The organism is Streptomyces sp. KL109B (genome assembly GCF_030766935.1).
Lineage (GTDB): Bacteria > Actinomycetota > Actinomycetes > Streptomycetales > Streptomycetaceae > Streptomyces.
In genome coordinates, this window is the sequence record NZ_JASERL010000015.1 from 140628 (window position 1) to 165393 (window position 24766).

A 24766-nucleotide genomic window follows, 5' to 3' on the forward strand; every position below is an offset into this window, starting at 1 on the left:
GGCCTACCGGGAACGCCACCACACCACCACGGCCGTGACGAGGGCACCGCCGGTCGCGGTGGACGCGCCGCTCACCAGGCCGCGGACCGCTTCCGCGCGGTATCGGCGCAGCGCGGCGCGTATCCGTCGGGACCGCGACTCGGGCACCTCTGCGGGCTTCTCCATGGGTGAACCTCCTGTCTCGTCACTCCGTACGACGGCGATACGTCACTCCGTACGACGGCGATACGTCGCGCCGTTACGGGCGCCGGGGGAATCCACCGGCAACGCCTCCTCCCTGCGAAGGCACTTCGTGGTCGTCGAAGAGTCAGGACCGGGCCGCAGTACGGACAGTTCTCGCGCTCTCGCGCCGCTCCCCCGCTCCTCCACGAGGCGATCCGCCTCCTGGAGGAGCGACCTCAGGGGTGGTCGCGCCACGCCGGGCAGGAGGGAAACGACCCCCGAACGACCCTGATACGCCCGTGTTTTCGGGACCGCTGCTGGTCAATGTAAAGGTGATCGGAATGATCACCGGGACACACGGAGGAGAGGCCGCACCATGAGCGCCTATGTCATGACGGGCCGTCATGAAGAACTGCGGGCGGAGGTGCGGTCGTTCGCCGAGGAGAAGATCGCGCCCCGGGTCGCGGACATGGAGGCCTCGCGGGGTGTCGAGGTCGAGTTGGCGCGGCTGATCGCCCGGCAGGGGTGGATCGGGGTGACCGTCGGCGCCGAGTTCGGTGGGATGGGGCTCGGGCACCTCGCGAAGACGATCGTCATCGAGGAGCTGTCGCGGGTCAGCGGGGCCATGGGCGCGATGGCGCAGGCCTCCCAGCTGGGCGTCGCGAAGATCATCCACTTCGGGGACGCCGCCCAGCAGCGCGCCTGGCTGCCGCGGGTCGCCTCCGGTGACTGCCTTCCGACGATCGCGGTGACCGAACCCGAGTCCGGCGGCCACGTCCTCGGCATGGAGTCGAGCGCGTACCGCGACGGGGACGACTACGTCCTCAACGGCCGCAAGGTGTACGTCGGAAACAGCCATGTGGGCGATCTGCACGGCGTCGTCGTGCGGACCGGGGAGGGCTCACGCGGACTCTCCGCGTTCCTCGTCGAGTCCGACAGGCCCGGCTTCAGCCTCGCCCCGCACACCCCCGCCATGGGGCTGCACGGCTTCAGCTTCGGCGAGCTTCGCTTCGACAACTGCCGGGTCCCGGCGTCGAATCTGCTCGCGGGCGAGGGCCGCGGCCTGGACGTGGCGTACTCCTCCAGCATCCTGTACGGGCGTCCGAACCTCACCGCCGTCTCACTCGGCATCCACCAGGCGATCGTCGAGGAGACGGTCCGCTTCGTGTCCGAACGGCAGCGCTACGGCAAGCCGTTGAGCGCCGAGCCGACCGTGCGCCAGAAACTCGGCGCGCTTCAGTCCGGCCTGATGACGGCGCGGCTCCTCGCGTACAACGCCGCGCAGTTGCTGGACGAAGGGGCGTCCTGCGACGCGGAGTTGATGAACGCCAAGTACGTGGGCGTGGAGTCGGCGATCACCGCGGGGCGTACGGCGATGGAGATACACGCGGCGGCCGGGCTCTTCCCCGACCGCCCCATAGAGCGCCTCGTACGGGACGCGATGCACATCTACTCCCCCGCGGGCACCTCCGACATCCAGGTGCTGCGCCTCGCCGAGGTCGCCCTTGGCACGTCCCGCAGCCGCTGGTCCGAGCAGCTCGCCCAGCCCGTCCAGCTTTAGGTAAGCGGCTCGCCGGCCCGCTCGTAGATCAGGCGCATCGCCTCGTCCCGTACGTTCTTGATGAGCTGCAGGCTGTTGTGGCCGGTGTCGAGCGCATGGGGCTCCGTGCCGACGGCGCACACCGTGCCCAGGACGAGGTCGGTGTGCGGGTCGATGAGCGGGGCGCCCAGGTAGACGCGGATGCCCAGTTCGTCGACGACGGGGTTGCCCGCGAAGCGGGGCGCCGCGTACACGTCGGGCAGCACCAACGGCTTGCGGCGGGACAGGACTTCGGGGCAGTAGCCGTGGTCGCGGGACATCATCCGGCCGACCTCGGTGGCGGTGTGGTCCTGCGGCACCATGGTGTGCCGGGTGCCCTCGGGGGTGTGCAGGCCGACGAAGAACTGCTGCTCGGTGATCAGGTTGACCATCGCGTACGGGGTGTCGGCGGCGCCCGCGAGTTCGGTGGCGAGCCGGTCGAAGCGCTCGTCGGGCTCACCGAGACCGAGTTGCCTCAATCGCTCGCTCCTGGCGGCGAGTTCGGTGTCGTCGGCCGGGTTGTGGAAGCCCGTGAGGGCGTCGTACGGCATGGTCGCTCCAGCGGGGAGGGTCGGCGGGTTCAGCGGATCATGGTCGGCGCGCGGTGGCGTCGGCTGAGGGTCAGGGCGTATTCGACGAGGGCGATGAGGACGTGCCGGCCGGTGTCGGAGCGGCGGGCGTCGAAGAGCACGACCGGCACCTCCGGATCCAGTTCGAGGGCGGTGCGGACCTCGGTGGACGTGTACTGGTGGCGCGCGGTGTCGAACTCGTTGACGGCGACGATGAACGGCAGCCGTCTGTCCTCGAAGTACTCGATCGCGGCGAAGCTGTCGGAGATGCGCCGGGTGTCCACCATGACGACCGCCCCGATGGCGCCGAGCGCGAGGTCGTCCCACATGAACCAGAAACGGTCCTGGCCCGGGGTGCCGAACAGCAGGATCTGCAGCTGCTGTTGCCACAGCGTGATGCGGCCGAAGTCCATGCTGACCGTGGTGGTCGTCTTGTGCTCCACGCCGTCGAGCCGGTCGAGCCCGGCGCTCGCGGAGGTCATGACCGCCTCCGTGGTGAGCGGTTCGATCTCGCTCACCGCGCACACCAGCGTGGTCTTTCCGACGCCGAAGCCGCCGGCCACGAGGATCTTGAGCGCGGTCAGCGGGATGTCAGAGGCTGCGTAGGCCGACAAGGACTGCCTCCAGAAGGTTGGGGTCGCCGCCGTCGGCGTCGCGGGGCGGGACCGTGGGGGCCAGGACGTGGGAGTCGATGAGGTCGGAAAGGATGATCTTGGCGACCTGGACGGGCAGGCGGAGCCGGGCGGCGAGTTCGGCGACGGAGCGCGGTTCGGTGCGGCACAGGTCGACGACCTGGGCGCCCTCGGGCGCCAGCACGAGACCGGGGCGCTCCGCGTCGATCCGCATGTGGGTGGCCAGGCCGAGCGGGTGGCCGGGGGTGGTGCGGCCGCCGGTCAGGGCGTACGGGCGGGTGGTGGCGATGTCCTCCGCCAGCCACGCCGCCCCTTCGGGGTTCGGATCGCTGCCGTCCACCGGTCCCTCGGTCACTGCGCCCAGTCGCCGGAGGGCGCCGGGCTGAGACGGGTGGGAGTGCCGAGGTGGCCTCGTACGCTGCGTACGAGCATGGTGATCTCGTAGCCGACGACGCCGGCCTCCGCCTCGCGCTCCGCGAGGACGCCGAGCACGCCGTTGAGCCCGGCCTTCGAGACGAACAGGTAGCCGCCCGCGCACTCCACGATGACCTGCTCCACGCCGGCCATCGGCGCGTGGATCGTGGTCAGCCCGCTGCCGAGCGAGCACATTCCCGTGGCGATGGCGCTGAGCCGGTCCGCCGCGGCGTCGTCGAATCCGTGCCGGTAGCGGGTGACGCCGTCGCTGGAGGCCAGTACGGCACCCAGGACATGCGGCACCCGGGCCGCGAAGTCGGCGAGGAGCCAGTCGAGGTCCTCGGAAGGCGCCTGCGTGGTCATGTGTCAGTTCTCCTGGTGTTCGTCGTCGGACCGGGACGGTTCCTGGCGGGCCGCCTGGACGCCGTGCGCGTACCGGGCGAGCAGTCCGCCGTCGAGGTCGGCCTGCGGCGGAAGTTGGCCGTCCGGAACGGGTGCGCCGTGCCGCAACTCGGGGGCGAGGTGGCTGGCGCCGCGGCGGGTCCGTTGGGTCAGTGGGGGACGGTGGGTCGAGGTGGGGTCGGTGGTTTCGGTGGGGTCGGTCGTGTTGGTCGTGTTGGTCGCGGGCGGGGTCGGTGGGGGTGTGGGGTCGGTGGGGTTGGCGGGGGCCGCCGCGCCGGGTACCGGTCCCGATGCGGCGCCGGAGGCCGCCGCGCCGGGCACCGGGCCCCGTGAACCGCCGGGTCCCGGTTGGGGCAGCACGCCCGGGGACGGGGCGGAGTGCCGGCGGCGCGAGGAGGCCGTGGTGGGGGTGGCGGCGGACGGGATGTGGCCGGTGGCCGGATTGCCGGGGATACGGCGGGGCAGGGAGGCGGGTTGGGATGCCACGTCGGGCTCGGCCCTGGTCCCGGCGTCCTGCCCGATCCCGGCTCCGGCCTCCGGCCCGGCACCGGACCCGGTCCCGGCGTCCTGCCCGACACCGGTCCAGGACCTGCTGCCAGCCTCCTGGCCGATCCCGGCCCCGGGTTCGGGTCCGACCTGCTGCCCGATCCATCCCTCGGACTCGGGTCCGGCCTGCCGGCCGATCCCGATCATCGGGTCAGCGCCACCCGCGGTGCCCCGCATCGGGCCCGCGCCCGCGGCGGTCCCCGGCGCGGTCATCGCCACCCGGTCCACACCCGACGCGGGCCGCGCGCCCGCCTGGACGACCGGGCCCACCGGGCCGACCGGCACGCCGTCCGGCCGGGGCGGTCCGTCGGGCGACGTACGGGGGGCGGTGGAGGCCTCCGCCTGGGCGTGTTCGGGCGCGCGCGGCCCGGGAACATACGCCGGATTCGGCCCCATCGACGCGTGCCGCGCGGCATCCCCTTCGGCGTTGAACGGCGCCTGCGACGGGACGGCGGCCGCCGCCGACGCGACAGGCCCGGACCCCGCAACCCCGGCAGACCCGAACTCCCGACCCGCACCAGACCCGGACCCCGCAACCGCAGCGGGCCCGGACCCCGGACCCACACCCGGCCCAACCCCAGAACCCGCCACGGACCCGAACTCCGGGCCCACACCCGGCCCACCCCCCGAACCCGCCGACGGCCCGCCCCCCGAACCCGCCGCCGCCCCAGAAGCCACCGCGGCTCCCGGGACCGCCGCGGACCCGGCGCGCGGCGCCGACGCGCCCACCGGCGCCGAAGCCCCCGTCCCGGTGGACGCGGACGCGGTTCCCTCCGACGGTGCGTGCAGTACCGCGTGCGGGAGGATCACGATGGCCTGGGTGCCCGCGTACATGTTGGCTTCGAGGCGGACCGTGAGGCCGCGGCGGCGGGCGATCTTCGCGGCGACGAAGAGGCCGGTGCGGCCGTCCTTGAGCTGCTGCTCGACGTCGTACTGCTCGGGGTGCGCGAGGAGTTCGTTCATGCGGCGGCGGTCCTCGTCCGACATGCCGAGGCCGCGGTCCTCCACCTCGATCACCATCCCGGACCCGGCCATCTCCGAGCGGATCAGGACCTGACTGCTGGGCGGCGAGAAGCGCGTGGCGTTCTCCGCGAGTTCGGCGACGAGGTGGATCGTCTCGACGGCGGCGTGGCCGCGCACCTGCACGCCGCCCGCCACGGGCAGCACACGCACCCGCGGGTACTGCTCGATCTCCGCGATGGCCTGGCGCAGCACCGTCGCCAGCGGCACCGGGTGCCGGATCTCGCGCGGCACGGCGCCGCCGAGCACGGCGATGGACTCGACGGACCGCTGGATCCGGGTGATCAAGTGGTCGATGCCGAACAGGGTGTTGAGCAGTTCGGGGTCCTCGACGATGCGCTCGGCCTCGTCGAGGCTCTTGAGCGCGCGGACGACCAGCGACTGGAGGCGCCGCGCGATCGTCGTGAACGCGTCGAGCTGGCGGCGCGTCGCCGCCTGGAGGACCGCCGTGTGCGTGGCGTGCAGCCCGTGGTGCAGCTCGTACTCGAGGGCGGTGAGCGGGTGCGCGTCGGTCACCCCGTCCGGTGCCGCCGCGGGCGCGCCCGCCGGTTCGCCCTGCTGGATCCGCTGGGCCGCCTGCTGGATGCCTTCGATGCGCTCCGCGAGGACCGCCCGCAGCCGGGCCGACCGCTCGGCGAGCGTGGCTTCGCGGGCGGTCTGCGAGGCGTGCAGGTTACGGGCGGTGGCGCGGGCCGCGCGCCAGGCGAGGGTGAGGGCGGACCCGCACACCACGGCGGCCCCGGTCCCGGCGCCCCAGGCCACGGCGGCGGAGTCCGTACCGGCGCACGCCGCGTACGCGCCCGCCGCCGCGACGGTGACGGACGCGGTGGGCGCGACGGCGAGCAGGGTCAGGCGCTGCCGCAGCCCCTTCTCGGAGAGCAGCGTCGGCGCGGGCTTGCCGCGGTGCAGGCCGCGGCCGCCCGTGGCGGCGCCCTCCGCGGAATAGTCAGGCATGGGGGGTTTCCTCGGTAGGGGAAGCGTGCGACGCGCACCGGCGTCGGCGGGTGGGCCCCGACGGTGGCCGTCACCACGCGGCGCGGGCGCGCCCGCGCGAAGTACGGGGCGCGAGGCGCGGCGGACGGGCCGCCACACCGGCACCTCGGGCAACAGCCACGTCAGGATCTTGAACTACCCTGCGGCGTCCCGGGCGTTCGGGGCTACGAATCCCGAGGGTCGTTTGAGGGTCGTTCCGTCGACGGCCGGTGCGCCGTCTGGCGGGTCGGCCTCGCCGAGGCGTCCCGCGAAGGCGAGGACGGCGTCGAGCTCCGCCGTGTCGACGAGTCGACTGCGCGGGCGCAGCAGCCCTCCGGTGCCGAACTCCGCCAGTTCGGCGCAGCGTCGCGTCAGCCACTCCCAGTCCAGGTCGAGACGGTCGGCGAGCGAGCGCAGCCGTCGCTCCGGCGTCGCGCCTTCGGTGACGGCGTGCCCGCGGGCCCGGTCGAGGAGTTCGGCGCAGGCCCGGACGTCGGTCAGCGCGTCACTGGTGTCGACGTGCCAAATGCCGTGCTCCGCCATCCAGTTGGTGACGATGACCTTGGTGTCGGGGACCACGACGAAGGCGTCGGTGCGCGCGTATCCGGGGTCGGCGTACACGCGTACTTCGAGTCCGTGCAGTTCCATCAGGGCCACGCCGAGCCACAGCAGGATCCGCTCGTGGGGGCGGGCTTCGCGCAGGACGTCGTCGGGGATGTACAGGGCCCGTTCGGAGGGGGCCGCGGCGTCGCCGTGGTCCTCGACGGCGCGCTGGTACTCGGGCCAGCAGGCGAAGAACAGCCAGGCCGCGGCGTCCTCGGCGGAGGGGACGGGGGTCCAGAACAGGGGTGGCGCGCTGGTCCCCGCGAGTTGGCGGGTGATGTGCCGGGCGCAGACGTGCATGCCCAGCCATGCCGCGCTCACGTTGCTGAGTTCCGGCATCGCGGCGCGGGCCATGGCCGAGCGCGGCTGGCCGAGGTACGGGCCGAGGCGCTGCCGTTCGGCGTGCAGCACGGCGTCGTCGGCCTGCAGGCTGTCGTCGATGTTGGTCATCGCCCACAGCAGCGCGTACGTGAGCTGGTCGACCAGGTACGCGGACGGGATGGTCAGCATGTCGCCGCCGGGGACGCGGCTGCGTTTCGCGTACGCGGCGTCGAGGGCGTAGGCGCGCTCCTTCGACACGGCGAGGACGAGGGCCCTGCGGGTGGGCCGGATGAAGTGCCGTACGTGCGGCTGGTCGGCGGCGCCGATGACGACGAGTCCGTCGTGCTCGTCCGCTTCGTAGATCTGCACGGGTAACTGGGTGCCGTCGAAGCGGTGCCGCCCCGACAGGTACCAGCGTCCTTCGAGTCCGGTGGTGGTCTCGGAGAAGCGGAGCGAGGAGCCGCCGAACGCGTCGTCGAGGTCCCGCGCGGTGGCCCGCGCCACGTCCTCGTCGATCAGCGAGCGCGGCGTGTCCCGGTCCTCGGCCACCGTCTGAAGCAGCGTCATGACGTCGGCGCCCAGCCAGTGTTCGAGGACGGTCGCGGTGTCGGCGCGCGGCATCTGTTCGCCGCTGAGCCACCGCTTCCACGTGGCCTGCGACGCGGTGACCGTGCCGAGCGCGGGCCTGCCCAGTTCCTTCGCGGCGAGCTCGGCCGCCCGCCCGAACTCGGCGTCGAACGCCGCGTAGCGGTGGCAGCCGCGCTCCTCCAGCAACACCCGCAGCAAGGTCCGCCGCGCCATCAGCCCCTCGCTCCCGCGCGCTCCGTGCGTGGGAGCGGTGGGACCCCCAACACCCGTCGGTCGGCGTGCGGCTGACGGTGCGCATGCCTTCGGCATGTGCGGGTGTAGAGATCCATGACTGCGATTATGTCTACACCAAGTCATGCTCAGGCCATGAATCTGTGAAGATCGTTTGTAGACGCCCGGGTACCCCGTGCCCACGCGCTCGACGCCAGCACCCCGAGCCCGACGACGCTCGCGCCGAGCACCAGGACGAGCCACCACACATGGTGCGCCGCACCGGTGAACTCCGCGCCGCCACCGGCGAGATGCGGCCCCACGACGGCGCCGGCGACGGCCACGCCCAGCGTGGTTCCGGTCTGCCGCCCGGTGGAGGCCAGCGCTCCGGCGAGGCCCGCCATCGAGCGCGGCATCCCGTCGATCGCCGCGTTGCTGATCGGCGGGTTGACCGCGCCGATGAAGACGCCGAACAGCAGGTGCACGCCGAGGACCACCGCCAGCGGGGTGTCGGGCCCCACCCACAGCGAGAGGCCGCCGCTGAGGGCGAGCGCGCTCCCGGCGACGACCAGCGGGAGCCGGGGGCCGCGCGCGCCGGCCAGCCGCCCGACGGCCCTCGACACCAGCAGCACCGGCACCCCGACCGGGAGCAGACACAGCCCGGCCGCGACCGGCGAGAGGCCGCGTACGTCCTGGAGGTACTGGGTGGTGACGAACAGGAACGCGCCGAACCCGCACAGCGCCACCAGCGCCGTCACGATCGCCGCGCTGAACGGCACGCTGCGGAACAGCCGAAGCTCCAACAGCGGCTCACGGCACCGCGGTTCATAGCGTACGAGGCCCCACGCTCCCAGCGCCGCGACCGCGAGCAGCCCGACGATGGTCGGCGAGGACCAGCCCAGCGCCCCGGACTCGATGATCGCGAAGACGAGGCAGCCGAGGACCAGCACCATCAGCGCCTGCCCGACGGGGTCGGGGCGGCGGGCCCGGTCGGCGCGGGACTCCGGCACGAACAGCGCCGAGCCCACGAGCGCCACGGCGACGATCGGTACGTTGATCCAGAACACCGACCGCCAGCCCAGGGCGTCGACCAGGCCGCCGCCGACGATCGGTCCGAGCGCGAGGGCGAGCCCTGACATGGAGGTGAACACGCCGATGGCGCGGGCCCGTTCGGCGGCTCCGGTGTAGGTGTTGGCGACGATCGCCATGGCCACCGGGTTGAGCATGGTGCCGCCGACGGCCTGCACCGCCCGCGCCGCGATCAGCCAGCCGATGCCCGGCGCGAGCCCGCACAGCAGCGATCCCACGCCGAAGGCGCTCAGCCCGATCCGGAAGACGCGCCGCCTGCCGACCCGGTCCGCGGTGGACCCGGCCAGGACGAGGAACGCGGCCAGCACCAACGTATAGGCGTCGACGGTCCATTGGAGACCGGACTCGGAGGCGCCCAGGTCGCGGCGGAGGGCGGGGAGCGCGACGTTGACGATGGAGACGTCCATGATGACGACCACGATGCTGAGGCAGCAGACCGCCAGGACGAGGGACTTGCGGCGCGGGCTCGTGGCCCGGGCCGCGACGGGAGAGAGCGAGGGGGAACTCATGTCCGCGACGCTAGAATTGAGAGCGTGCTCGAAATCAAGCCCGAACCCGAGTCCCGAGCCCAACCCGAGTCCCGAGCCCAACCCAAGTCCCGAGCCCAACCCAAGTCCCCAGCCGACCCCGAGTCCCGAGCCCTCCCCGACGAGGGTGTGCCGATCGCCGAGGCCGCCCGCCGCACCGGAGTCAGCGTGCACACCCTGCGCTACTACGAACGCGCCGGCCTCGTCGTCAGCCCCGTCGACCGCACCAGTACCGGCCGCCGCCGCTACCACCGGCTCGACCTCAAGTGGATCGTCATCTGCACCAAGTTGCGCGCCACCGGCATGCCGATCCGGGGCATCCGGGCCTACGCGGAGCTGGTCGCGGCCGGTCCCGGCAACGAGGCGGAGCGGCTCGCGCTCCTCGAAGCCCACCGCGCCGACGTGCTGGCCAGGCTGGCGGAGACGCAGGAGAACCTGAAGATGATCGACCACAAGATCGACGTCTACCGGGGCAGCCTGGCCGCGGGCGAGGCCGACCGGCTGTGGGCGCCCGTCACCTCATGATGTGGGCGCCCGTCACCTCATGAAGAGCCCGCCGTTGGCGTCCCAGCACGCCCCGGTCACCGTGTCGGCGTGCTCGGCCGCCAGCAGGACGACCATGTCGGCGATGAACTGCGGCCGCCCGAGCCGCCCCACCGGGATCATCGCCTCCGTCCGCGCGAGCGTGTCGGGGTCGACGGTGCGGCGCACCACCGGCAGGTCCTGCGGTCCTGGCGAGACGGCGTTGACGGTGACACCGCGCGGGGCGAGGTCACGCGCGAAGACCTTGGTGAGCGTGGCGACGCCGCCCTTCGACGCCGCGTAGTGGGCGCCGGTCGCGGTGCCGCCGTTCTGGCCCGCGAGTGAGCCGACGTTGACGATGCGTCCGTAGCCGCGCTCGGCGAAGTACCCGCCGAAGACCTGGCAACCGAAGAACGTACCGTGCATGTTGGTCTCCACGACGGCCGCGAAGCTCTCCGGCGTGATGTCCATCAGTGACTCGACCTTGGAGTGCCCGGCGTTGTTCACGAGGACGTGCACCGCGCCCCACCGTTCGACGAGCCGGTCGCGGGCGGCGGCGAAGGCGTCCTTGTCGCGGACGTCGAGGCCGAGGCCGACGGCGTTCTCGCCGGTGGGGTCGAGCGCGGCGGCGGCCTCGACGGCGGCCGACTCGTCGAGGTCGGTGAGGGCGACCCGGTACCCGTGGTCGTAGAACCGCGCGGCGACACATCCGCCGAGGCCGCCGGCCGCGCCGGTCACCAGGACCACGCGGTGGGTGTCGTCCTCCCAGCGCTCCCCCACTCCCTGCGGGCTCACTTGGTCACGTCCGGCAGCGGGCGGCCGACGCGGGCCTCGATCTTCATGTACCGCCACAGCCCGTACTCGCCGACCTGAACGGTGCGGAAGAGGTTGCAGGCGGCGGCGACGGTCGGCTGGTCGACGACGTCGGCGAGGACGTAGCTGGTCCAGGGCCAGGAGCCGGAGGGGCCGACCATGTGCTGGTCGTCGTCGATGGTGCCGATGACGTGCACGCCGGGCAGTTCGTGGAGCTGGCGCAGCATGCTGGTGAAGCCGTCCCAGACCGCCTTGCCCTGGCCGGTCGGCAGGTCGAAGAAGTTCTGGTTGACGCCGATGCAGAACAGCACCCGCAGGGGTGCCTGGGGGGACGTGGACATGCGGTCACACCTTTCGTGAACGGGACGACGGGGTAAGGGAGTTGGGGTACGTACGTCGGTGGGTCGGCGTTGATTCTCAGAGGTAGCCGGGGAACGGGTCGACGCCCATGAGCACCGCGCCCGCCCCGTCGTACAGGCCCTCTTGCAGGAACGCGTGCTGCGGCACCACGGAGGCGTCCCGCAGATAGCGCTGCATCGGGCTGCCGTCCGCGATGGCCCGGATGCCCGCCAGTTGATAGGCGGCGCGGACGACGGCGAAGGACTCGTGGGCGAGGGTGGTGGAGGCGAGGCGCAGCAGGCTCGCCTGGTGGTCGGTGGCGGGGTCGCCGGTCAGGACGGTGTCCCACACCTCCTCGGTGGTCTCGTAGAAGAAGGCGCGGGCCGAGCGCAGCCGGGCCTCGGCGCGGCCGACGGCGATCCGGTACGCGGCGCGGTCGGCCGCGACGGGGCCGCCGGTGTAACTGGCGCGCCCGCCCTCGGTGATGACCTGGTCGAGCGCGGCGCGGGCGACGCCGAGGCCGACGACGGCGAGGACCTGGGCGGCGTACGGGACGGCCGGGTAGCGGTAGAGGGGTTCGTCGACGGTGGGGGTGCCGCCGCGGACGAAGGTCCACTCCTCGGGGACGGTGACGCCGTGCACGGCGAGGTCGTGGCTGCCGGTGCCGCGCATCCCGATGACGTCCCAGTTCTCGACGATCTCGACGTCCTCGGGGCGCAGCAGCGCGGTGCGCGGCCGTCCCGCCCGGTCCTCGCCGGCCTTGATGCCGACGCCGAGGACGTCGGCGCCCTTGCAGCCGCTCGCGAACTTCCAGTGGCCCGACACCCGGTAGCCGCCCGCGACGGGTTCGGCGGGCTGTACGGGGAACAGGCCGCCGGCGAAGGCGACATCGGGACCGTCGGCGTACAGCCGCTCCTGGGTCTCCAGCGGCAGCGCCGCCAGATAGATCAGGGACGAGCCGAAACTGGCTACCCAGCCGGCCGATCCGTCGACCTTGGAGATCCGCTCGATGATGCGCAGGAATTCGGCCGGGGGCAGCGGTTCGCCGCCGAAACGCCGCGGGGCGCTCGCCCGATAGATTCCCGCCTTCTTGAATTCGGCGATCACTTCGCGCGGTACGTGCCGCCCGTTCTCGAATTCCGCCCTGCGCGCGGCCACCACATCCAGCACGTTGTCCAAAGTCTGCGTCATGCGTCATTCCCTTGCCCGACCGGCGAGTTGATCGCTCGAACCCTTTTCAGCCTCAAAACTAGGCGGGCCGTTGCGCGCCAACAATTGGGAATGAGTGCGACCGCATAGGGGATTTCCCCTGCTCAGCCGAGCCCGATGACGAACCTGAACCCGAAGTACCGGAATGACACCTCTCATTACCGTATTGGCCAGTACATGACTAACTAGTCCCACTGGCACCCGTTAGCGTCTTTCACGCTGGATGTCCCAGTAGATCCACTTCAAACAGGGGGAACCACTCATGCGCACAAGAGCCAAGGTCGCCACGTCGATCGCGGCAGGTCTGCTGGCCGCCGCGGGGATGTTCGCGCCCGCCGCCTCCGCGGCGACGCCCACCGACCGGGGCGTCCCGTCGCCGAAGGCCGACCAGGCCATCGCCAACACCTGGGTCTACACGTGGACCGAGGCGAACGTCCGCAGCTGCCCGTACCTCTCGTGCGGCATCAACTACACCGTCGGCGCCAACTACCGGTTCAGCGCCATCTGCTGGGACTACGGCCAGACCATCAGCCAGAACGGCTACACCCACAACAAGTGGGTGCTCCTCGGCTCGGGTCAGAGCTGGGTCTGGGGCGGCCTGCTCAAGGGCAGCGAGACGGGCAACGTGCCCAACCGCTGCTGAGCGCCCGTCGACCGTGTGACGCCCACGCCTAGAGCCCCGGGAGCAGCGGCAGCCGGAACCGGAACACGGCGCCGCGCGGGGAGTTCGGGAACGCCTCGATATGGCCGTCGTGGCGGGAGATGATGCGATGGCTGAGGGCGAGGCCGATGCCGTGGCCGTTGCCCTTCGAGGTGAACGCCCCGTCGAAGATCCGGTCGCCGGGGGCTGTCGGGAGGCCGCCTCCGGTGTCACGTACCTCGACCTCGGCGCGGTCCTCGTGGCGGCGCGTGGTGATGGTGACGGGTCCCGGATTCTCGGGCCAACGGGCCATCTCTTCAAGGGCGTTGAAGGCAAGGTTCATGACGACCTGTCCGATGAGCACCTTCTCGCAGCTCACGGGCAGGTCGTCCGTGGTGTGTTCCCAGCGCACGGCGACCCGGTGCGCCTTGGCGCGCACATCGACGAAGTACCGGCAGTCGGCGACGACGTCGTTCAGGTCGACGGAGCGTTTGGCGTCCTCCAGGCGCAGCACGTAGGCGCGCAGGCTGGACAGGATCGTGGTGGCGCGTTCGAGCTGGCGGGTGGCGTGGTCGAGGCCCCAGCGCAGCGGGTCCGGCGCCTCGTGGCTGTCGTCGACGCGGCCGAGAGTGCCCGCGACGAAGTTGTGGGCGGCCGCGATCGGCTGGCTGACCTCGTGGGCGATGGCCATCGCCATGTCACCCATCGCGTTGTGGCGGGCCAGTTGGTTGAGGTACTGGGCGTCGCGGCGGTGTTCCTCCTCGGTGTGCACGGTGTCGGTGATGTCGTGGAAGAGGAGGAGCAGTCCGCGCAGGTCGTTCTCGATGTCGATGTACTGGCAGCGCGCCGCGAACCAGCGGTCGGGGCCGACGCTGTCGGAGGCCGCGAGGCGGTAGCGGGCGTCGGTGGGCCGGCCGCCGCGTGGTGTGTCGTGCAGGACGCCGCGCAGCACGGCGGTGGAGTCGGCCGCGAGGAACGTCGTGAAGTCCGTGCCGAGCATGTCGTCCGGGTCCCGGTCGAGCAGGCTGCCCGCCGACTCCCCTGCGAACAGGATCCGGCCGTCGTCGTCGAGCACCACGATGCCCTCGTCGAGGTTGCGCAGGAACGCCTGCAGCCTGGCCTCGGTGCGGGTCAGATCGCGCCGGGTGGCCTTCTCCTCCGCGATGTCGCGGAACTGCACCATGACGACGGGCCCGGCGGACAGCTCCACGCGCACGGCGAGTGCCTCGCTGAGGATGTCGGTGCCCGACTTCGACCGGTAGCACCACTCGATGCGGCTGCGGCCCTGGTCGGCGGCGCGCTGCAGCCAGGCGACGCCGATGTGCCGGGCGTACTGCGCCGCGTTGGAGCTCATGTCGGGGGCCTTGAGCGGCTTCAGCTCGTCGAGGGTGAAGCCGAGCGCGGTGCGCGCGGCGGGGTTGGCCCACAGGATGTCCTTGGTCCCGGCGTCGTGCACCAGGACGCAGTGGTCGATGACCTCGAAGAGGCGGGCCAGGTCGGGGCAGCCGAGTTCGGCGGTGGCGGGCATCGGCGGCTCACACCTCCTCGGGGCGCAGTCCGCAGCGCATCATGTCCGCGATGAGCGCGCCGAGGGTGTCGGCGTCCGTCTTCTCCCGGATCCGCGCCCGGTGGGCGTCGACGGTCTTCAGGCTGATCCCGAGCCGCCGCGCGATCACCTTGCTGGGCACCCCCTCGACGACCTGCCGCAGGATCTCCCGCTCGCGGGGGCTGAGGTGGGTGATCCGCTCGCGCAGGGTCCGCTGCTCACAGCGGCGCGCGTAGCGTTCGCCCGCCACCCGCAGGGCGCCCTGCACGATGTCGAGCAGCCGCTGCGGGTCGTAGGGCTTCTCCAGGAAGTCGACGGCTCCGGCGCGCAGGGCGCGCACCGACATGGGGATGTCACCGTGCGCGGAGACGAAGACGATGGGCAGCGCGGCGCCCCGCTCGTTGAGGAGTTCCTGTACGTGGAATCCGCCGACGCCCGGCATGCGTACGTCGAGGACGAGGCAGGCCGGGCGGTCGGGGTCGAAGGCGGCGAGGAAGGTGTCGGCGTCGGTGAACCACTCGGTCCTGATGTGCACGGACTCCAGGAGCCACGCCAGTGAGCGGCACAGCTCCTCGTCGTCGTCGAGTACGTACACGAGCTCGGCGGCCGGTACACCTGTCATGTTTCCTCGCTTCCGGACGGCGACGCGGCGTGGCGCGTCGCATGTGCTGCCACCATCCCTCGTGACCAGGCCGTTCGTACAGGCTTGGCGGGAATCGTCAGGGCCGCATCAGCACGGAGGTGGACGGCCGGCTCTCGGCGAAGTGTGTCGGCAGGGGTGCGACGAGCACGTTCTCGGTGCGGGTGCGGGTGATCCGCCAGGTGCCGTCGGCCTGCCGCCGGAAGGCGTTGTTGAGGCGGCTGGAGCGCAGCAGCGCGGTGCCGTCGGCGTAGAGCCAGGGCTGCATGTGGATCCACTGTCCGGTGGCCGTGGCGCCGTCGACGTGGATCTGCTCGGAGGTCAAGTAGTGCGCGTTGAGGACGAGTTCGGGCTCCTGGCGCTCTCCCCAGAACGCCTCGAAGTGGGCGCGGATCGCGGTGGCGCCCTCGGCGCGGCCGAACTGTCCGTCGTAGTACTCGCCGACGCCCTCCCATACGGCGTCCTCCGCGTACAGCTCCATGATGAGGTCGATCCGGTGGGCGTCGTCGCGGACGCCGAACTCGGGACATGGTGTGTCGCACAGGAACATGTAGCGGGCCTGGAGGCGGCGGATGTCGGCCTCCGCTTCGAGGGTCTCCACACGCTGGAGGAGGGTGGCGACGGTGTGCGGGTCGCTCATCGGCTTTCGGTGCCTTCCTTGCCGGTGGGTGTCGTGAGCGCGGCCTGGATCCGGTCGGCGTGCGCGAGCAGCCGGGTCTCGCCGTGGGGCGGGCCGACGGCCTGGACACCGAGGGGCAGGCCGTCCGCGTCGCGCAGTCCTGGCACGGTCACGACGGGGAGGCCGAGGGCCTGCCAGGCGCGGCTGAGCACGGGGTCGCCGGTGGCGTCGAGCCCGGCGGGGGCGGCGCCGAGCGCGGCCGGGCCGAGCACGACGTCGTACGTGGCGAACAGCGCGGCGATCCGGGCGCGGGCCGCCTCGACCGTCGCGCGTGCGGCGGCGTGGTCGGCTTCGGAGGTGGCGGCGCCGATGTGCAGCAACTCGCGCAGGGGCGCGCTCAGTTGGGCCGAGTGGTCGAGTTCCGCCGCGCGTTCGCGGGCGGCTTCGTAGGCCATCACCACCGGGTGGGCGGCGGCGAGTTCCGCGACGAGCTTCTCCTCGGGTAAGGCGTCCACGACGGCTCCGGCCGCTCCCAGCCGCGCCCGCGCCGTGTCCACGGCCTCCCGCATCGCGTCGCTCACCCCGCCGAAGGGTTCGGCACTCCACAGGAGTACGCGCGGTGACGCCGCCTCCCCCGGCCGCTCACCGGTGAGGGCGTTCCAGGCGAGCGCGAGGTCCCCGACCCCGGCGGCGTAGCAGCCGTGGCTGTCGAGGCTGGGGCTCAGGCCGACGACTCCGTCGACCGGGATCCGACCGTGGGTCATGACCAGGGACGCGACGCCGCAGAACGCGGCGGGCCTGGTGACGGAGCCCGCCGTCTGCGAGCCGATCGCGAGCGGCACCTGCCCGGCGGCGACGGCCGCCGCCGAACCGCTGGAGGAGCCGCCCGGGGTGTGTCCGGGCGCGGCCGGGTTGTGGGTGGGGCCCGGCGCGAAGAAGGCGAACTCGGTGGTGACGGTCTTGCCGACGACGTCGGCTCCGGTGGCGCGCCAGGCCCGCACGATCGCCGCGTCCTCGGTGGCCGGGGCGGTGTCGGCGCGCAGCCGTGAACCGCACCGTGTGGGGTGTCCCGCGACGTCGATGATGTCCTTGACACCGAAGGGAACTCCGGTGAGGGGTCCGGTAGTTGACGCGTCGGTCTCCGCGACCGGTGTCACCCACGCCCGCACCTGCGGGTCCGTCCGCGCGATGCGTGTCTCGGCGCGTTCGCGCGCGGCGCGCGCCGTGGTGCGTCCCGCCGCGAGGTCGTCCACCAGTTCCCGTAGCGACCAGGGCTGCCACAGAGTGCTCATACGTCGTCGTCCTCCCAGCGCGCGTCGGCCTCCCAGTAGTCCATCCCTGCGGCGCTGACCGAGTGGCGCCACGGGGAGGTGCGTCGCAGTGTCGGCTCGACGCGGGCGGTGACGGCATCGGCGGCCTCGGGCCCGTCGGCGTCGACGGTCCAGTGCACCCAGCCGAGTTCGTGTCCCTCGGCGTCGTGGGTGAACAGGTCGACATGCCGCCAGCCGTAGTCGAAGGTGTCGTTGTAGCAGGTCAACGTCGTGTGCCGGGGCTCGTCCGCGCCCCGTGTCGCGCCGGTCACGCGGTCAGCGACGTAGGGATCGAGTGGAAGCGGCGGCGGAAGTAGACGAGGGCGCCCGCCCCGTCCTCACCGACCAGCACGCGTTCCGCCTCGATGAACATCACGGTGTGCGAGCCGCGTTCGGCGGTGCCGGTGACGCGGCCGAGTACGGAGGCGGCGGAGCCCTTGAGCACCGGCACGTCGGCCACGGTGTGGTCCCAGACGTCGCCGCAGGCAGCGAAGCGCTCCTCGGCGGGCACGCCGCCCGCGAAGGCCTTGGCGACGTCGGCGTGGTCGGGGCCGAGGACGTTGACGCAGACGCGGCCGTTGTCGGTGAACAGGTCGTGGCTGCGGCTGGACCGGTTGATGCAGACGAGCATGGTGGGCGGGTCGTCGGTGACCGAGCAGGCCGCGCTCACGGTGATGCCGGCGCGGCCCCGCGGCCCGTCCGTGGTGACGATGTTGACGCCTGCGGAGAGGTTCGCCATCGCGTCGCGGAACGCTCGCTGGTTCGGGGAGAGTTGGTTCTGAGTGAGGTGGTCCACCGTCGCTGCCCTGCGTGTCACGGGTGTCATGGCTGTCACGGTAGGGCGGCGCGGGTGGCTCGCGGTATCGAGAGTTCCTTCGCGGCGTCGCAGGATTTCCCCTATGCGGGGCGAGGCCATTCCCGATTGTTCGCGCCCCGCCGCCTGCCTAGCGTCTTGGGCACCGAACGACGGAGGCACGATGACGCTTGAGTTCAGTGCGGACACCGTCCACGGCCTCGCCCCGTACGACCTGGTGGGCGAGGACCGCGTGGCGGGCCGCATGTACACCGATCCCCGGCTCTTCGAGCGGGAGCTGACCGCGATCTTCGAACGGACCTGGGTGTGGGTCGCCCACGACAGCGAGCTGCCGAAGGCCGGCAGCTTCAAGTCGACGTACGTGGGCCGGCAGCCGGTGATCGTGACGAAGGACCGCAAGGGCAACGTGAACACGCTGCTCAACCGCTGCCGGCACCGCGGCGCCAGCCTGTGCGAGAAGCGCACCGGTCAGGCCAATGGCTTCACCTGCCCGTACCACGCCTGGTCCTACGGCCTCGACGGGGCGCTGCGCGGCATCCCGTACCCGGACGGCTACGAAGGCGTCGTCGAGAAGGGCGAGTTGGGGCTGCGCAGGCTGCGCACGGAGTCGTACGGCGGCATGATCTTCGCGACGTTCGCCGAGGACATCGAGCCGCTTGAGGACTTCCTCGGTGATGTGCGGCTGTGGATCGACCGGTTCATGAAGCAGGGCGGCGGCTACCCGGTGAAGGTGCTGGGCACCCACCGGTTCCGCTTCCGCGGCAACTGGAAGATCCAGCTGGAGAACACCACCGACGGCTACCACTTCCCCATCGTGCACCGCTCCTGGATGGCGTCCGTGGACGCCGAGACGGCCGACATGATGTCCTTCATGACCGACCCGGATGCGGTCACCCACGACCTCGGCCACGGGCACAGTGTCATGCAGATGGTGCCCGGGCACGCGGACCTCGACGCCGACGACGGCACGGAGCCGCTGCAACCCCGATTCGACGGCCTCGTACGGGAGTTGGAGGAGGCTGGGCTCGACGACGCGGCGGTCCGCAAGCTGGTGCGGGCCGTGCACGGCACCGGGTTCAACCTCAACCTGTTCCCGAACGTGTCGATGTCCAACTCCTTCCTGCGGGTGCTGCGCCCGCTCGGCCCCGACGAGACACTCATCGAGCACGTGGCGATCGGACCCGACGGGCCGCCCGAGGTCGTCGACCCGGTCAACCGCGAACGGCTGCGCATCCACGAGCACTTCCAGGGCCCCTTCGGCTTCGGCACCCCCGACGACGCCGAGGGCTGGGACCGCGTCCAGCGCGGCGCCCGGGCCGCGCCCGACATGCCGATCCTCGTCAACCGGGGCCTCGCCCGCGAGACACCGAGCCCCGAGGGCTGGCCGACCGCGCATGTCACCGACGAGACCGGGATGCGCGCCGCGTACGCGCAGTGGAAGGAGATGATGCGCGATGACTGACTCGGTGGTGACTCCGGCCGAAGCACTCCTCGGCCTCTCCGACCCCCGTGTGCTGCGCGCCGTCTCCCTCGTCTGGCACGAGGCCGACCTCCTCGACCGCAGGCGGTACGAGCAGTGGCAGGCGCTGTACGCCGACGACGCGCACTACGTGATCCCCATCGACCCGGCGACCGACGACCACGCCGGCTCCCTGAACATGGTGTACGACGACGCCCGTATGCGGCGGATGCGGGTGACCCGCATGACCGAGGGCTACGCCATCGCCGCCGTGGACGCCGCGCGCACCGTGCGGACCGTGTCGCGGTTCGTGCCCGAGGAGGTCGGCGACGCGGAGGTGACACTGCGCTCGGCGCAGGTGCTCGTCGCGTACAAGCGGGGGCGGCACGACCTGTGGGCGGCCGAGGTCACGCACCGGGTCCGGCTGTCCGACGCGGGTGACCGGATCGCGCTGAAGGTCGTACGCCTCGTGGACAGCGAGGACGCCGTGCCCGCCGCCGGGTTCCTGCTGTGAGCGTCGAGGTGCGGGTCCGGGAGGTGACCGAGGAGACGGCCGACATCCGCGCGCTGCGGCTCGTGCGGGCGGACGGGGCGGAGTTCCCCGCGTACCCGGCGGGCGCGCACATCGATGTGACGGGCCCGACCGGTGTGCTGCGCCAGTACTCGCTGTGCGGCCCGCCGTCCGCCCCGTCGTCGCTGCTCATCGCGGTGAAGCGGGAGCCGTCCTCGCGCGGTGGCTCGCTCGCCCTGCACGGGGTGCGGGCGGGCGACCGCCTGGAGATCGACGGCCCGCGCAATCTGCTGCGCCTCGCCGAGGACACGGACACCGACCGGCACGTCCTGGTGGCGGGCGGCATCGGCATCACCCCGCTGCTCGCCATGGCGTACGAACTGCACCGCAGGGGCGCCGAGTTCGAGCTGCACTACTTCGCCCGGAGCCGCGAAGAGGCCGCGTTCGTCGACCTGTTGGAGCGGCGCGTCGCGTTCCCGGGGCGGGTGCGGCTCCGCTTCGGGACGGACCGGGCCGAGCGCCCGGCGCTGCTCGCGGCCACCGCGCGCGGGCTGACCGGCGCGTCGCACGTGTACACGTGCGGTCCCGAGGGCTTCATGCGGCAGGTCACCGAGGCCTTCGAGCCGGTCGTCGGCTCGGCACATGTGCACATCGAGCACTTCGAGGCCGCCGAGGTGGACACGAGCGCCGACCGGGCGTTCACCGTCGAGCTGGACACCGGCGAGGTCTTCGAGGTGCCCGCCGACCGGTCCATCCTCTCCGTCCTGGAGGCGGGCGGCATCGACGTCTTCAAGTCCTGCGAGGAGGGCATCTGCGGCTCCTGCGTCTCGGGTGTCCTCGAAGGCACCCCGGACCACCGGGACAACTGCCTGTCCGCGGCCGACCGGGCGTCCGGGGAGCAGTTGGCGCTGTGTGTGTCGCGGGCCAGGTCGGAGCGGCTCGTCATCGAGCTGTACTGACGCCCGCCCCCATTCCCCTTCCAGGAGCACGATGAAGATCACCGGTATCGAGGCCGTCCCCTTCGCCATCCCGTACCGAAAGCCCCTGAAGTTCGCCAGCGGCGAGGTGCACACCGCCGAGCACGTCCTCGTCCGTGTGCACACCGACGCGGGTCTGACCGGTACGGCGGAGGCGCCGCCGCGCCCGTTCACGTACGGCGAGACGCAGGCGTCCATCGTCGCGGTGATCGGGAAGATCTTCGAGCCGCAGCTGCTCGGCCTCTCCCCCACGCGCCGGGAGGCGGTGCACGCCCGGCTGAACCGCACCGTCGGCAACCCGACCGCCAAGGCGGCGATCGACATGGCCCTGTGGGACATCGTCGGGCAGGCGGCCGGACTGCCGGTCACCGAACTCCTCGGCGGCCACGGCGACTTCATGCGGGTCTCGCACATGCTGGGCTTCGCGCCGCCGCAGGCAATGGCGGAGGAAGCGCGGCGAATCCGGGAGACGTACGGCATCACGACGTTCAAGGTGAAGGTCGGCCGCCGCCCCTTCCGGCTCGACGTCGACGTGTGCCGGGCGCTGCGCGAGGAGTTCGGCGACAGCGTCGAGCTGTACGTCGACGGCAACCGCGGCTGGACGCCTTCGGAAGCGGCGCGGGCCCTGCGTGCGATGGCCGACCTGGACCTGACGCTCGCGGAGGAGCTGTGCCCGGCGGACGACGTGCTGGGCCGTCGCCGGCTCGTCGCGGACTGCCCGGTCCCGTTCGTCGCCGACGAGAGCGCGACCCGCACCGGCGAGGTCACCCGCGAGCTGCTCGGCGGCTCCGCCACCGCCATCAGCATCAAGACGGCCCGCACCGGCTTCAGCCACTCCCAGCGCGTGCTCTTCGAGAGCGAGGGGCTCGGCGTGGAGGTGGTGATGGGAAATCAGATCGACGGCCAGCTCGGCTCGTTGTGCTCGGTCGCGTTCGGCGCGGCCTTCGAGGGGACCTCACGCCGTGCGGGCGAGCTCTCCAACTTCCTCGACATGACGGACGACCTGCTCGCCGAGCCGCTGCGCATCAGCGAGGGAACGCTGCGGGTGCGCGAGGGCGCGGGCCTCGGCATCGCGCTGGACCCCGAGAAGCTGGCCCGCTACCGCCAGGACCACTGAACTCCCGTCCCTCTCAACCTTCTTACCTGACAAGGAGATCCGCCATCATGACCACGCCCGCCGAACAGGCCACGGCCGCCGCGTCCGGGAACGCCGCCACCGCCGCCTTCGCCCAGAAGTCCCGCTCCGGCGCCGCGAGCGGTACGGAGCGCGTCGACACCCTCGCCTCCGAACTCCTCGCGGCCGTCCGCGACATCGTGCGCCGCCACCGGGTCACGTACGCCGAGTACGACGCGCTGAAGGCGTGGCTGATCCAGGTCGGTGAGGACGGCGAGTGGCCGCTGTTCCTCGACGTGTGGATCGAGCACGTCGTGGAGGAGGTCGCGAACGCCTCCCGCGAGGGCTCGAAGGGCACCATCGAGGGCCCGTACTACGTCCCCGACGCCCCGGCCCTGCCCGCCGATGCCACCCTCCCCATGCGCCCCGACGAGCGGGGCACGCCGCTCCTCTTCCAGGGCCAGGTTCGCTCCGTCGACGGAACACCCCTTTCCGGGGCACGGGTCGAGATGTGGCACGCCGACGACGACGGCTACTACTCGCAGTACGCCCCGGACCTCCCCGAGTGGAACCTGCGCGGCACGGTCGCCGCCGACGGCGAGGGCCGCTTCGCCATCCGCACCATCGAACCGGCGCCGTACCAGATCCCCACCGACGGCTCCTGCGGCACCCTCATCGCGGCGGCCGGCTGGCACGCGTGGCGCCCCGCCCACCTGCACCTCAAGGTGTCGGCGCCCGGCCACCAACTGGTCACCACCCAGCTGTACTTCAAGGGCGGCAGCCACATCGAGGACGACATCGCGCGGGCCGTGAAGCCGGAGCTGGTCCTGGCCCCGGGGGCGGCGGCGGACGGCGCGGGCCACGAGGTCCGTTACGACTTCGTGCTCGACCCCGCCTGACACACCACCCCGGCCATAGGCCGTAAGGAGCTCTCATGCTGTTCGCCGTGAAGATGGACGTCCGTATCCCCACCGACCTCGACCCGCAGGTGCGCGCGGACACGATCGCCCGCGAGAAGGCGTACTCGCAGGACCTTCAGCGCAAGGGTGTCTGGCGGCACATCTGGCGCTGCGCGGGCCAGTACTCGAACCTGAGCGTCTTCGACGTACGGGACAACGACGAACTCCACGCGGTGCTCTGGGAGTTGCCGCTGTTCCCGTACATGTCGCTGGAGGTCACGCCACTGGCCGAGCACCCCTCGGCCATCGGCTGACGGTCAGTCGGCGAGCGCGCCCATCGGGTCCCACGAGGGCAGCACGATCGGCGGTTCGTCGAGGGCGGCAGCCAGTTCCGGCGGGAGCGCGGAGCGGCGGACGGCGACCTCGAAGACGTGCTCGCCGAACCACGAGTCGTTCATGGTCCAGAAGCCCTTGTCGGCCTTCTCCTCGCCCCAGCTGTTCTCGACCCGCCAGCGGCGCGGCTCGCCGTCGACGACGTCGACGCCGGTGAAGAGCATCGCGTGCGTCATCTGGGTCTCGTGGTGGACGAGCCGGTCCGCCTTGTCGAGCGTGAACGGCGCGTCGTAGACGGCCTCGTAGTCGAAGAGCGCGGCGTCCCAGATGCCGAGGTCGGCGCGCATCTGCTGGGCGACGTCACAGCCGAACCAGACCGGCTCGCCGTCGACGATCGCCTCCATGCTGAGGCGCCTGAGCACGTCGATGTCCGCGTTGAGGTACACCACGGGCGGCGCCTCGACGACGTTGCCGAGGTGCTCGACGGTGAAGGTGCGGCCGACGGGGCTCGACTCGCGCGGGTCGTGGACCAGACACACGTACTCGTCGAGGGGTATCCGGACGTACGCGGCGGCGAACTCGGCCGGTGTCGTCCAGCCGTCGCGGTGGAACTCCTGGTCCTTGTCCCGCCACTGCCACAGGAACTTACGCGGCGGTGTGCCGAGGTGGATGCTGAGCACGCGGTGGACGGCGCCGAGCACCTCCGCCTTGCGGGCGCGCTGCGCCTCCACGCCATCGGCCACCGCGCCACGCAGGTCACGGGCGCCCTGCCGGAGCAGGCTCATCAGGGCGCGGTTCATCGACCCGGTCGACGAGGAGCTCTCGGTCTCCGGCATCGCCGACTTGGGTACGAGGCCGTGCTTGGCGACGAGCGCCACGAACATGTTCCACTGCCCGCCGTCGCTGATCGGGTCGGCGAGCAGGCCCGCCACCGTACGGTCGTCGACGGGGCGGTCGGAGGTGTCGATGACGCTCTCGAGGAAGTAGTTGGCGCGCTCGAACTTGTCCCACCACAGGACGTAGTTCTGGGAGAACTCGAAGTCCTTCACGCCGAGCTTCTCCGCCGCGCCGACGCGCAGCAGATTGAGTCCGGCGAACATCCAACAGCGGCCGCTGCGCTTCTGGTTGGTGACCTTCCAGTCGTCCAGGTGGTGCGAGACCGAGTGGTCGACGGCGGTGACGATCCGGCGGTCGAGGGCGATGTCGTCCACCGGCGTCTGCGTCACGGCGTTCTGCATCAGCCGGTTGGCGGGGCGGGCGGCGAACTCCTTCTCGTAGACGTCGAGTTGCGCCGGAGTGAGGCTGCGGTCGCCGTCGACCGCGAGGGCCGTCGATTCAATGGAGTCCGTCACAGTATCCGCTTCCCATCCACACGTCGGCCCGTATT

At 71.8% G+C, this 24766-nt stretch carries 27 protein-coding genes; 9 read left to right on the top strand and 18 right to left on the bottom strand.

The window, feature by feature from the left end:
• Positions 1-3 precede the first annotated feature (3 nt).
• On the bottom strand, positions 4-165 hold the full coding sequence (locus RBJ65_RS36670; protein ID WP_306319769.1) for a hypothetical protein: 162 nt from the start codon (positions 163-165) through the stop codon (positions 4-6).
• Positions 166-538: 373 nt separating this feature from the next.
• Between RBJ65_RS36670 and RBJ65_RS36675 the strand changes: the two genes are divergently transcribed.
• The gene (locus tag RBJ65_RS36675; protein ID WP_306319768.1) at positions 539-1723 is read left to right on the top strand and encodes an acyl-CoA dehydrogenase family protein; all 1185 of its coding nucleotides are present in this window, start codon (positions 539-541) and stop codon (positions 1721-1723) included.
• Here the strand turns inward: RBJ65_RS36675 and RBJ65_RS36680 are convergent.
• The 7 genes from RBJ65_RS36680 to RBJ65_RS36710 all read right to left on the bottom strand — a co-directional run bounded on the left by RBJ65_RS36680 (position 1720) and on the right by RBJ65_RS36710 (position 9616).
• A complete protein-coding gene (locus RBJ65_RS36680; protein WP_306319767.1) occupies positions 1720-2292 on the bottom strand; it encodes a GAF domain-containing protein in 573 nt (190 codons plus the stop codon). The genes RBJ65_RS36675 and RBJ65_RS36680 overlap by 4 nt on opposite strands.
• 29 nt (positions 2293-2321) lie before the next feature.
• The gene (locus tag RBJ65_RS36685) at positions 2322-2924 is read right to left on the bottom strand and encodes an ATP/GTP-binding protein (RefSeq protein ID WP_306319766.1); all 603 of its coding nucleotides are present in this window, start codon (positions 2922-2924) and stop codon (positions 2322-2324) included.
• Entirely contained in the window at positions 2902-3297 is a 396-nt protein-coding gene (locus RBJ65_RS36690) for a DUF742 domain-containing protein (RefSeq protein ID WP_306319765.1), read from the bottom strand. Before RBJ65_RS36690 ends, RBJ65_RS36685 begins: the two co-directional genes overlap by 23 nt.
• Positions 3294-3719: a roadblock/LC7 domain-containing protein gene (locus RBJ65_RS36695; protein ID WP_306319764.1), complete on the bottom strand. Its 426-nt coding sequence runs from the start codon at positions 3717-3719 to the stop codon at positions 3294-3296. Before RBJ65_RS36695 ends, RBJ65_RS36690 begins: the two co-directional genes overlap by 4 nt.
• A gap of 3 nt (positions 3720-3722) precedes the next feature.
• Positions 3723-6278: an ATP-binding protein gene (locus tag RBJ65_RS36700; protein ID WP_306319763.1), complete on the bottom strand. Its 2556-nt coding sequence runs from the start codon at positions 6276-6278 to the stop codon at positions 3723-3725.
• A gap of 174 nt (positions 6279-6452) precedes the next feature.
• Entirely contained in the window at positions 6453-8021 is a 1569-nt protein-coding gene (locus RBJ65_RS36705) for a hypothetical protein (protein ID WP_306319762.1), read from the bottom strand.
• Between the two features lie 146 nt (positions 8022-8167).
• On the bottom strand, positions 8168-9616 hold the full coding sequence (locus RBJ65_RS36710; protein ID WP_306319761.1) for a DHA2 family efflux MFS transporter permease subunit: 1449 nt from the start codon (positions 9614-9616) through the stop codon (positions 8168-8170).
• A gap of 24 nt (positions 9617-9640) precedes the next feature.
• Between RBJ65_RS36710 and RBJ65_RS36715 the strand changes: the two genes are divergently transcribed.
• Complete coding sequence (locus RBJ65_RS36715; RefSeq protein WP_306319760.1) at positions 9641-10159, top strand: MerR family transcriptional regulator; 519 nt, start codon at positions 9641-9643, stop codon at positions 10157-10159.
• A 12-nt stretch (positions 10160-10171) separates the two neighbouring features.
• Here the strand turns inward: RBJ65_RS36715 and RBJ65_RS36720 are convergent, their stop codons facing one another.
• The 3 genes from RBJ65_RS36720 to RBJ65_RS36730 form a co-directional block, all read right to left on the bottom strand.
• Positions 10172-10951 (bottom strand): SDR family NAD(P)-dependent oxidoreductase, encoded by a 780-nt coding sequence (locus tag RBJ65_RS36720; protein ID WP_306319759.1) that lies wholly within the window; start codon positions 10949-10951, stop codon positions 10172-10174.
• A complete protein-coding gene (locus tag RBJ65_RS36725) occupies positions 10948-11310 on the bottom strand; it encodes a hypothetical protein (RefSeq protein ID WP_306319758.1) in 363 nt (120 codons plus the stop codon). Before RBJ65_RS36725 ends, RBJ65_RS36720 begins: the two co-directional genes overlap by 4 nt.
• A gap of 76 nt (positions 11311-11386) precedes the next feature.
• Positions 11387-12499 carry an acyl-CoA dehydrogenase family protein gene (locus tag RBJ65_RS36730; protein WP_306319757.1) on the bottom strand — a complete coding sequence of 371 codons (1113 nt, stop codon included), beginning with the start codon at positions 12497-12499 and terminating at the stop codon, positions 11387-11389.
• Between the two features lie 280 nt (positions 12500-12779).
• Here RBJ65_RS36730 and RBJ65_RS36735 point away from each other — a divergent pair, with 280 nt between their 5' ends.
• Positions 12780-13160 (top strand): hypothetical protein, encoded by a 381-nt coding sequence (locus RBJ65_RS36735; protein ID WP_306319756.1) that lies wholly within the window; start codon positions 12780-12782, stop codon positions 13158-13160.
• A gap of 28 nt (positions 13161-13188) precedes the next feature.
• On the opposite strand, the gene RBJ65_RS36740 is transcribed toward RBJ65_RS36735, so the two are convergent.
• The 6 genes from RBJ65_RS36740 to RBJ65_RS36765 all read right to left on the bottom strand — a co-directional run bounded on the left by RBJ65_RS36740 (position 13189) and on the right by RBJ65_RS36765 (position 18098).
• Entirely contained in the window at positions 13189-14685 is a 1497-nt protein-coding gene (locus RBJ65_RS36740) for an ATP-binding protein (protein ID WP_306319755.1), read from the bottom strand.
• A 7-nt stretch (positions 14686-14692) separates the two neighbouring features.
• On the bottom strand, positions 14693-15325 hold the full coding sequence (locus RBJ65_RS36745) for a response regulator transcription factor (protein WP_306319754.1): 633 nt from the start codon (positions 15323-15325) through the stop codon (positions 14693-14695).
• A 97-nt stretch (positions 15326-15422) separates the two neighbouring features.
• The gene (locus RBJ65_RS36750; RefSeq protein ID WP_306319753.1) at positions 15423-15983 is read right to left on the bottom strand and encodes a nuclear transport factor 2 family protein; all 561 of its coding nucleotides are present in this window, start codon (positions 15981-15983) and stop codon (positions 15423-15425) included.
• The gene (locus RBJ65_RS36755; RefSeq protein WP_306319752.1) at positions 15980-17254 is read right to left on the bottom strand and encodes an amidase; all 1275 of its coding nucleotides are present in this window, start codon (positions 17252-17254) and stop codon (positions 15980-15982) included. Before RBJ65_RS36755 ends, RBJ65_RS36750 begins: the two co-directional genes overlap by 4 nt.
• Positions 17251-17544: a hypothetical protein gene (locus tag RBJ65_RS36760; RefSeq protein ID WP_306319751.1), complete on the bottom strand. Its 294-nt coding sequence runs from the start codon at positions 17542-17544 to the stop codon at positions 17251-17253. Before RBJ65_RS36760 ends, RBJ65_RS36755 begins: the two co-directional genes overlap by 4 nt.
• Positions 17541-18098 (bottom strand): flavin reductase, encoded by a 558-nt coding sequence (locus RBJ65_RS36765; protein WP_306319750.1) that lies wholly within the window; start codon positions 18096-18098, stop codon positions 17541-17543. The genes RBJ65_RS36760 and RBJ65_RS36765 overlap by 4 nt, the downstream gene beginning before the upstream one ends.
• A gap of 151 nt (positions 18099-18249) precedes the next feature.
• On the opposite strand from RBJ65_RS36765, the gene RBJ65_RS36770 reads away from it, so the two are divergent.
• The 6 genes from RBJ65_RS36770 to catC are packed head-to-tail and all read left to right on the top strand — an operon-like array spanning position 18250 to position 23360.
• Positions 18250-19548: an aromatic ring-hydroxylating dioxygenase subunit alpha gene (locus RBJ65_RS36770; protein ID WP_306319749.1), complete on the top strand. Its 1299-nt coding sequence runs from the start codon at positions 18250-18252 to the stop codon at positions 19546-19548.
• On the top strand, positions 19541-20059 hold the full coding sequence (locus RBJ65_RS36775) for an aromatic-ring-hydroxylating dioxygenase subunit beta (protein ID WP_306319748.1): 519 nt from the start codon (positions 19541-19543) through the stop codon (positions 20057-20059). Before RBJ65_RS36770 ends, RBJ65_RS36775 begins: the two co-directional genes overlap by 8 nt.
• The gene (locus tag RBJ65_RS36780) at positions 20056-21015 is read left to right on the top strand and encodes a PDR/VanB family oxidoreductase (RefSeq protein WP_306319747.1); all 960 of its coding nucleotides are present in this window, start codon (positions 20056-20058) and stop codon (positions 21013-21015) included. Before RBJ65_RS36775 ends, RBJ65_RS36780 begins: the two co-directional genes overlap by 4 nt.
• Positions 21016-21046: 31 nt before the next feature.
• Complete coding sequence (locus RBJ65_RS36785; protein WP_306319746.1) at positions 21047-22150, top strand: mandelate racemase/muconate lactonizing enzyme family protein; 1104 nt, start codon at positions 21047-21049, stop codon at positions 22148-22150.
• 47 nt (positions 22151-22197) lie between these two features.
• Positions 22198-23046, top strand: a complete 849-nt coding sequence (gene catA / locus RBJ65_RS36790) for a catechol 1,2-dioxygenase (protein WP_306319745.1) — start codon at positions 22198-22200, stop codon at positions 23044-23046.
• Between the two features lie 35 nt (positions 23047-23081).
• Complete coding sequence (gene catC / locus RBJ65_RS36795; protein ID WP_306319744.1) at positions 23082-23360, top strand: muconolactone Delta-isomerase; 279 nt, start codon at positions 23082-23084, stop codon at positions 23358-23360.
• Between the two features lie 3 nt (positions 23361-23363).
• Here the strand turns inward: catC and RBJ65_RS36800 are convergent, their stop codons facing one another.
• Positions 23364-24731 (bottom strand): aminopeptidase C, encoded by a 1368-nt coding sequence (locus tag RBJ65_RS36800; RefSeq protein ID WP_306319743.1) that lies wholly within the window; start codon positions 24729-24731, stop codon positions 23364-23366.
• Positions 24732-24766: the final 35 nt, after the last annotated feature.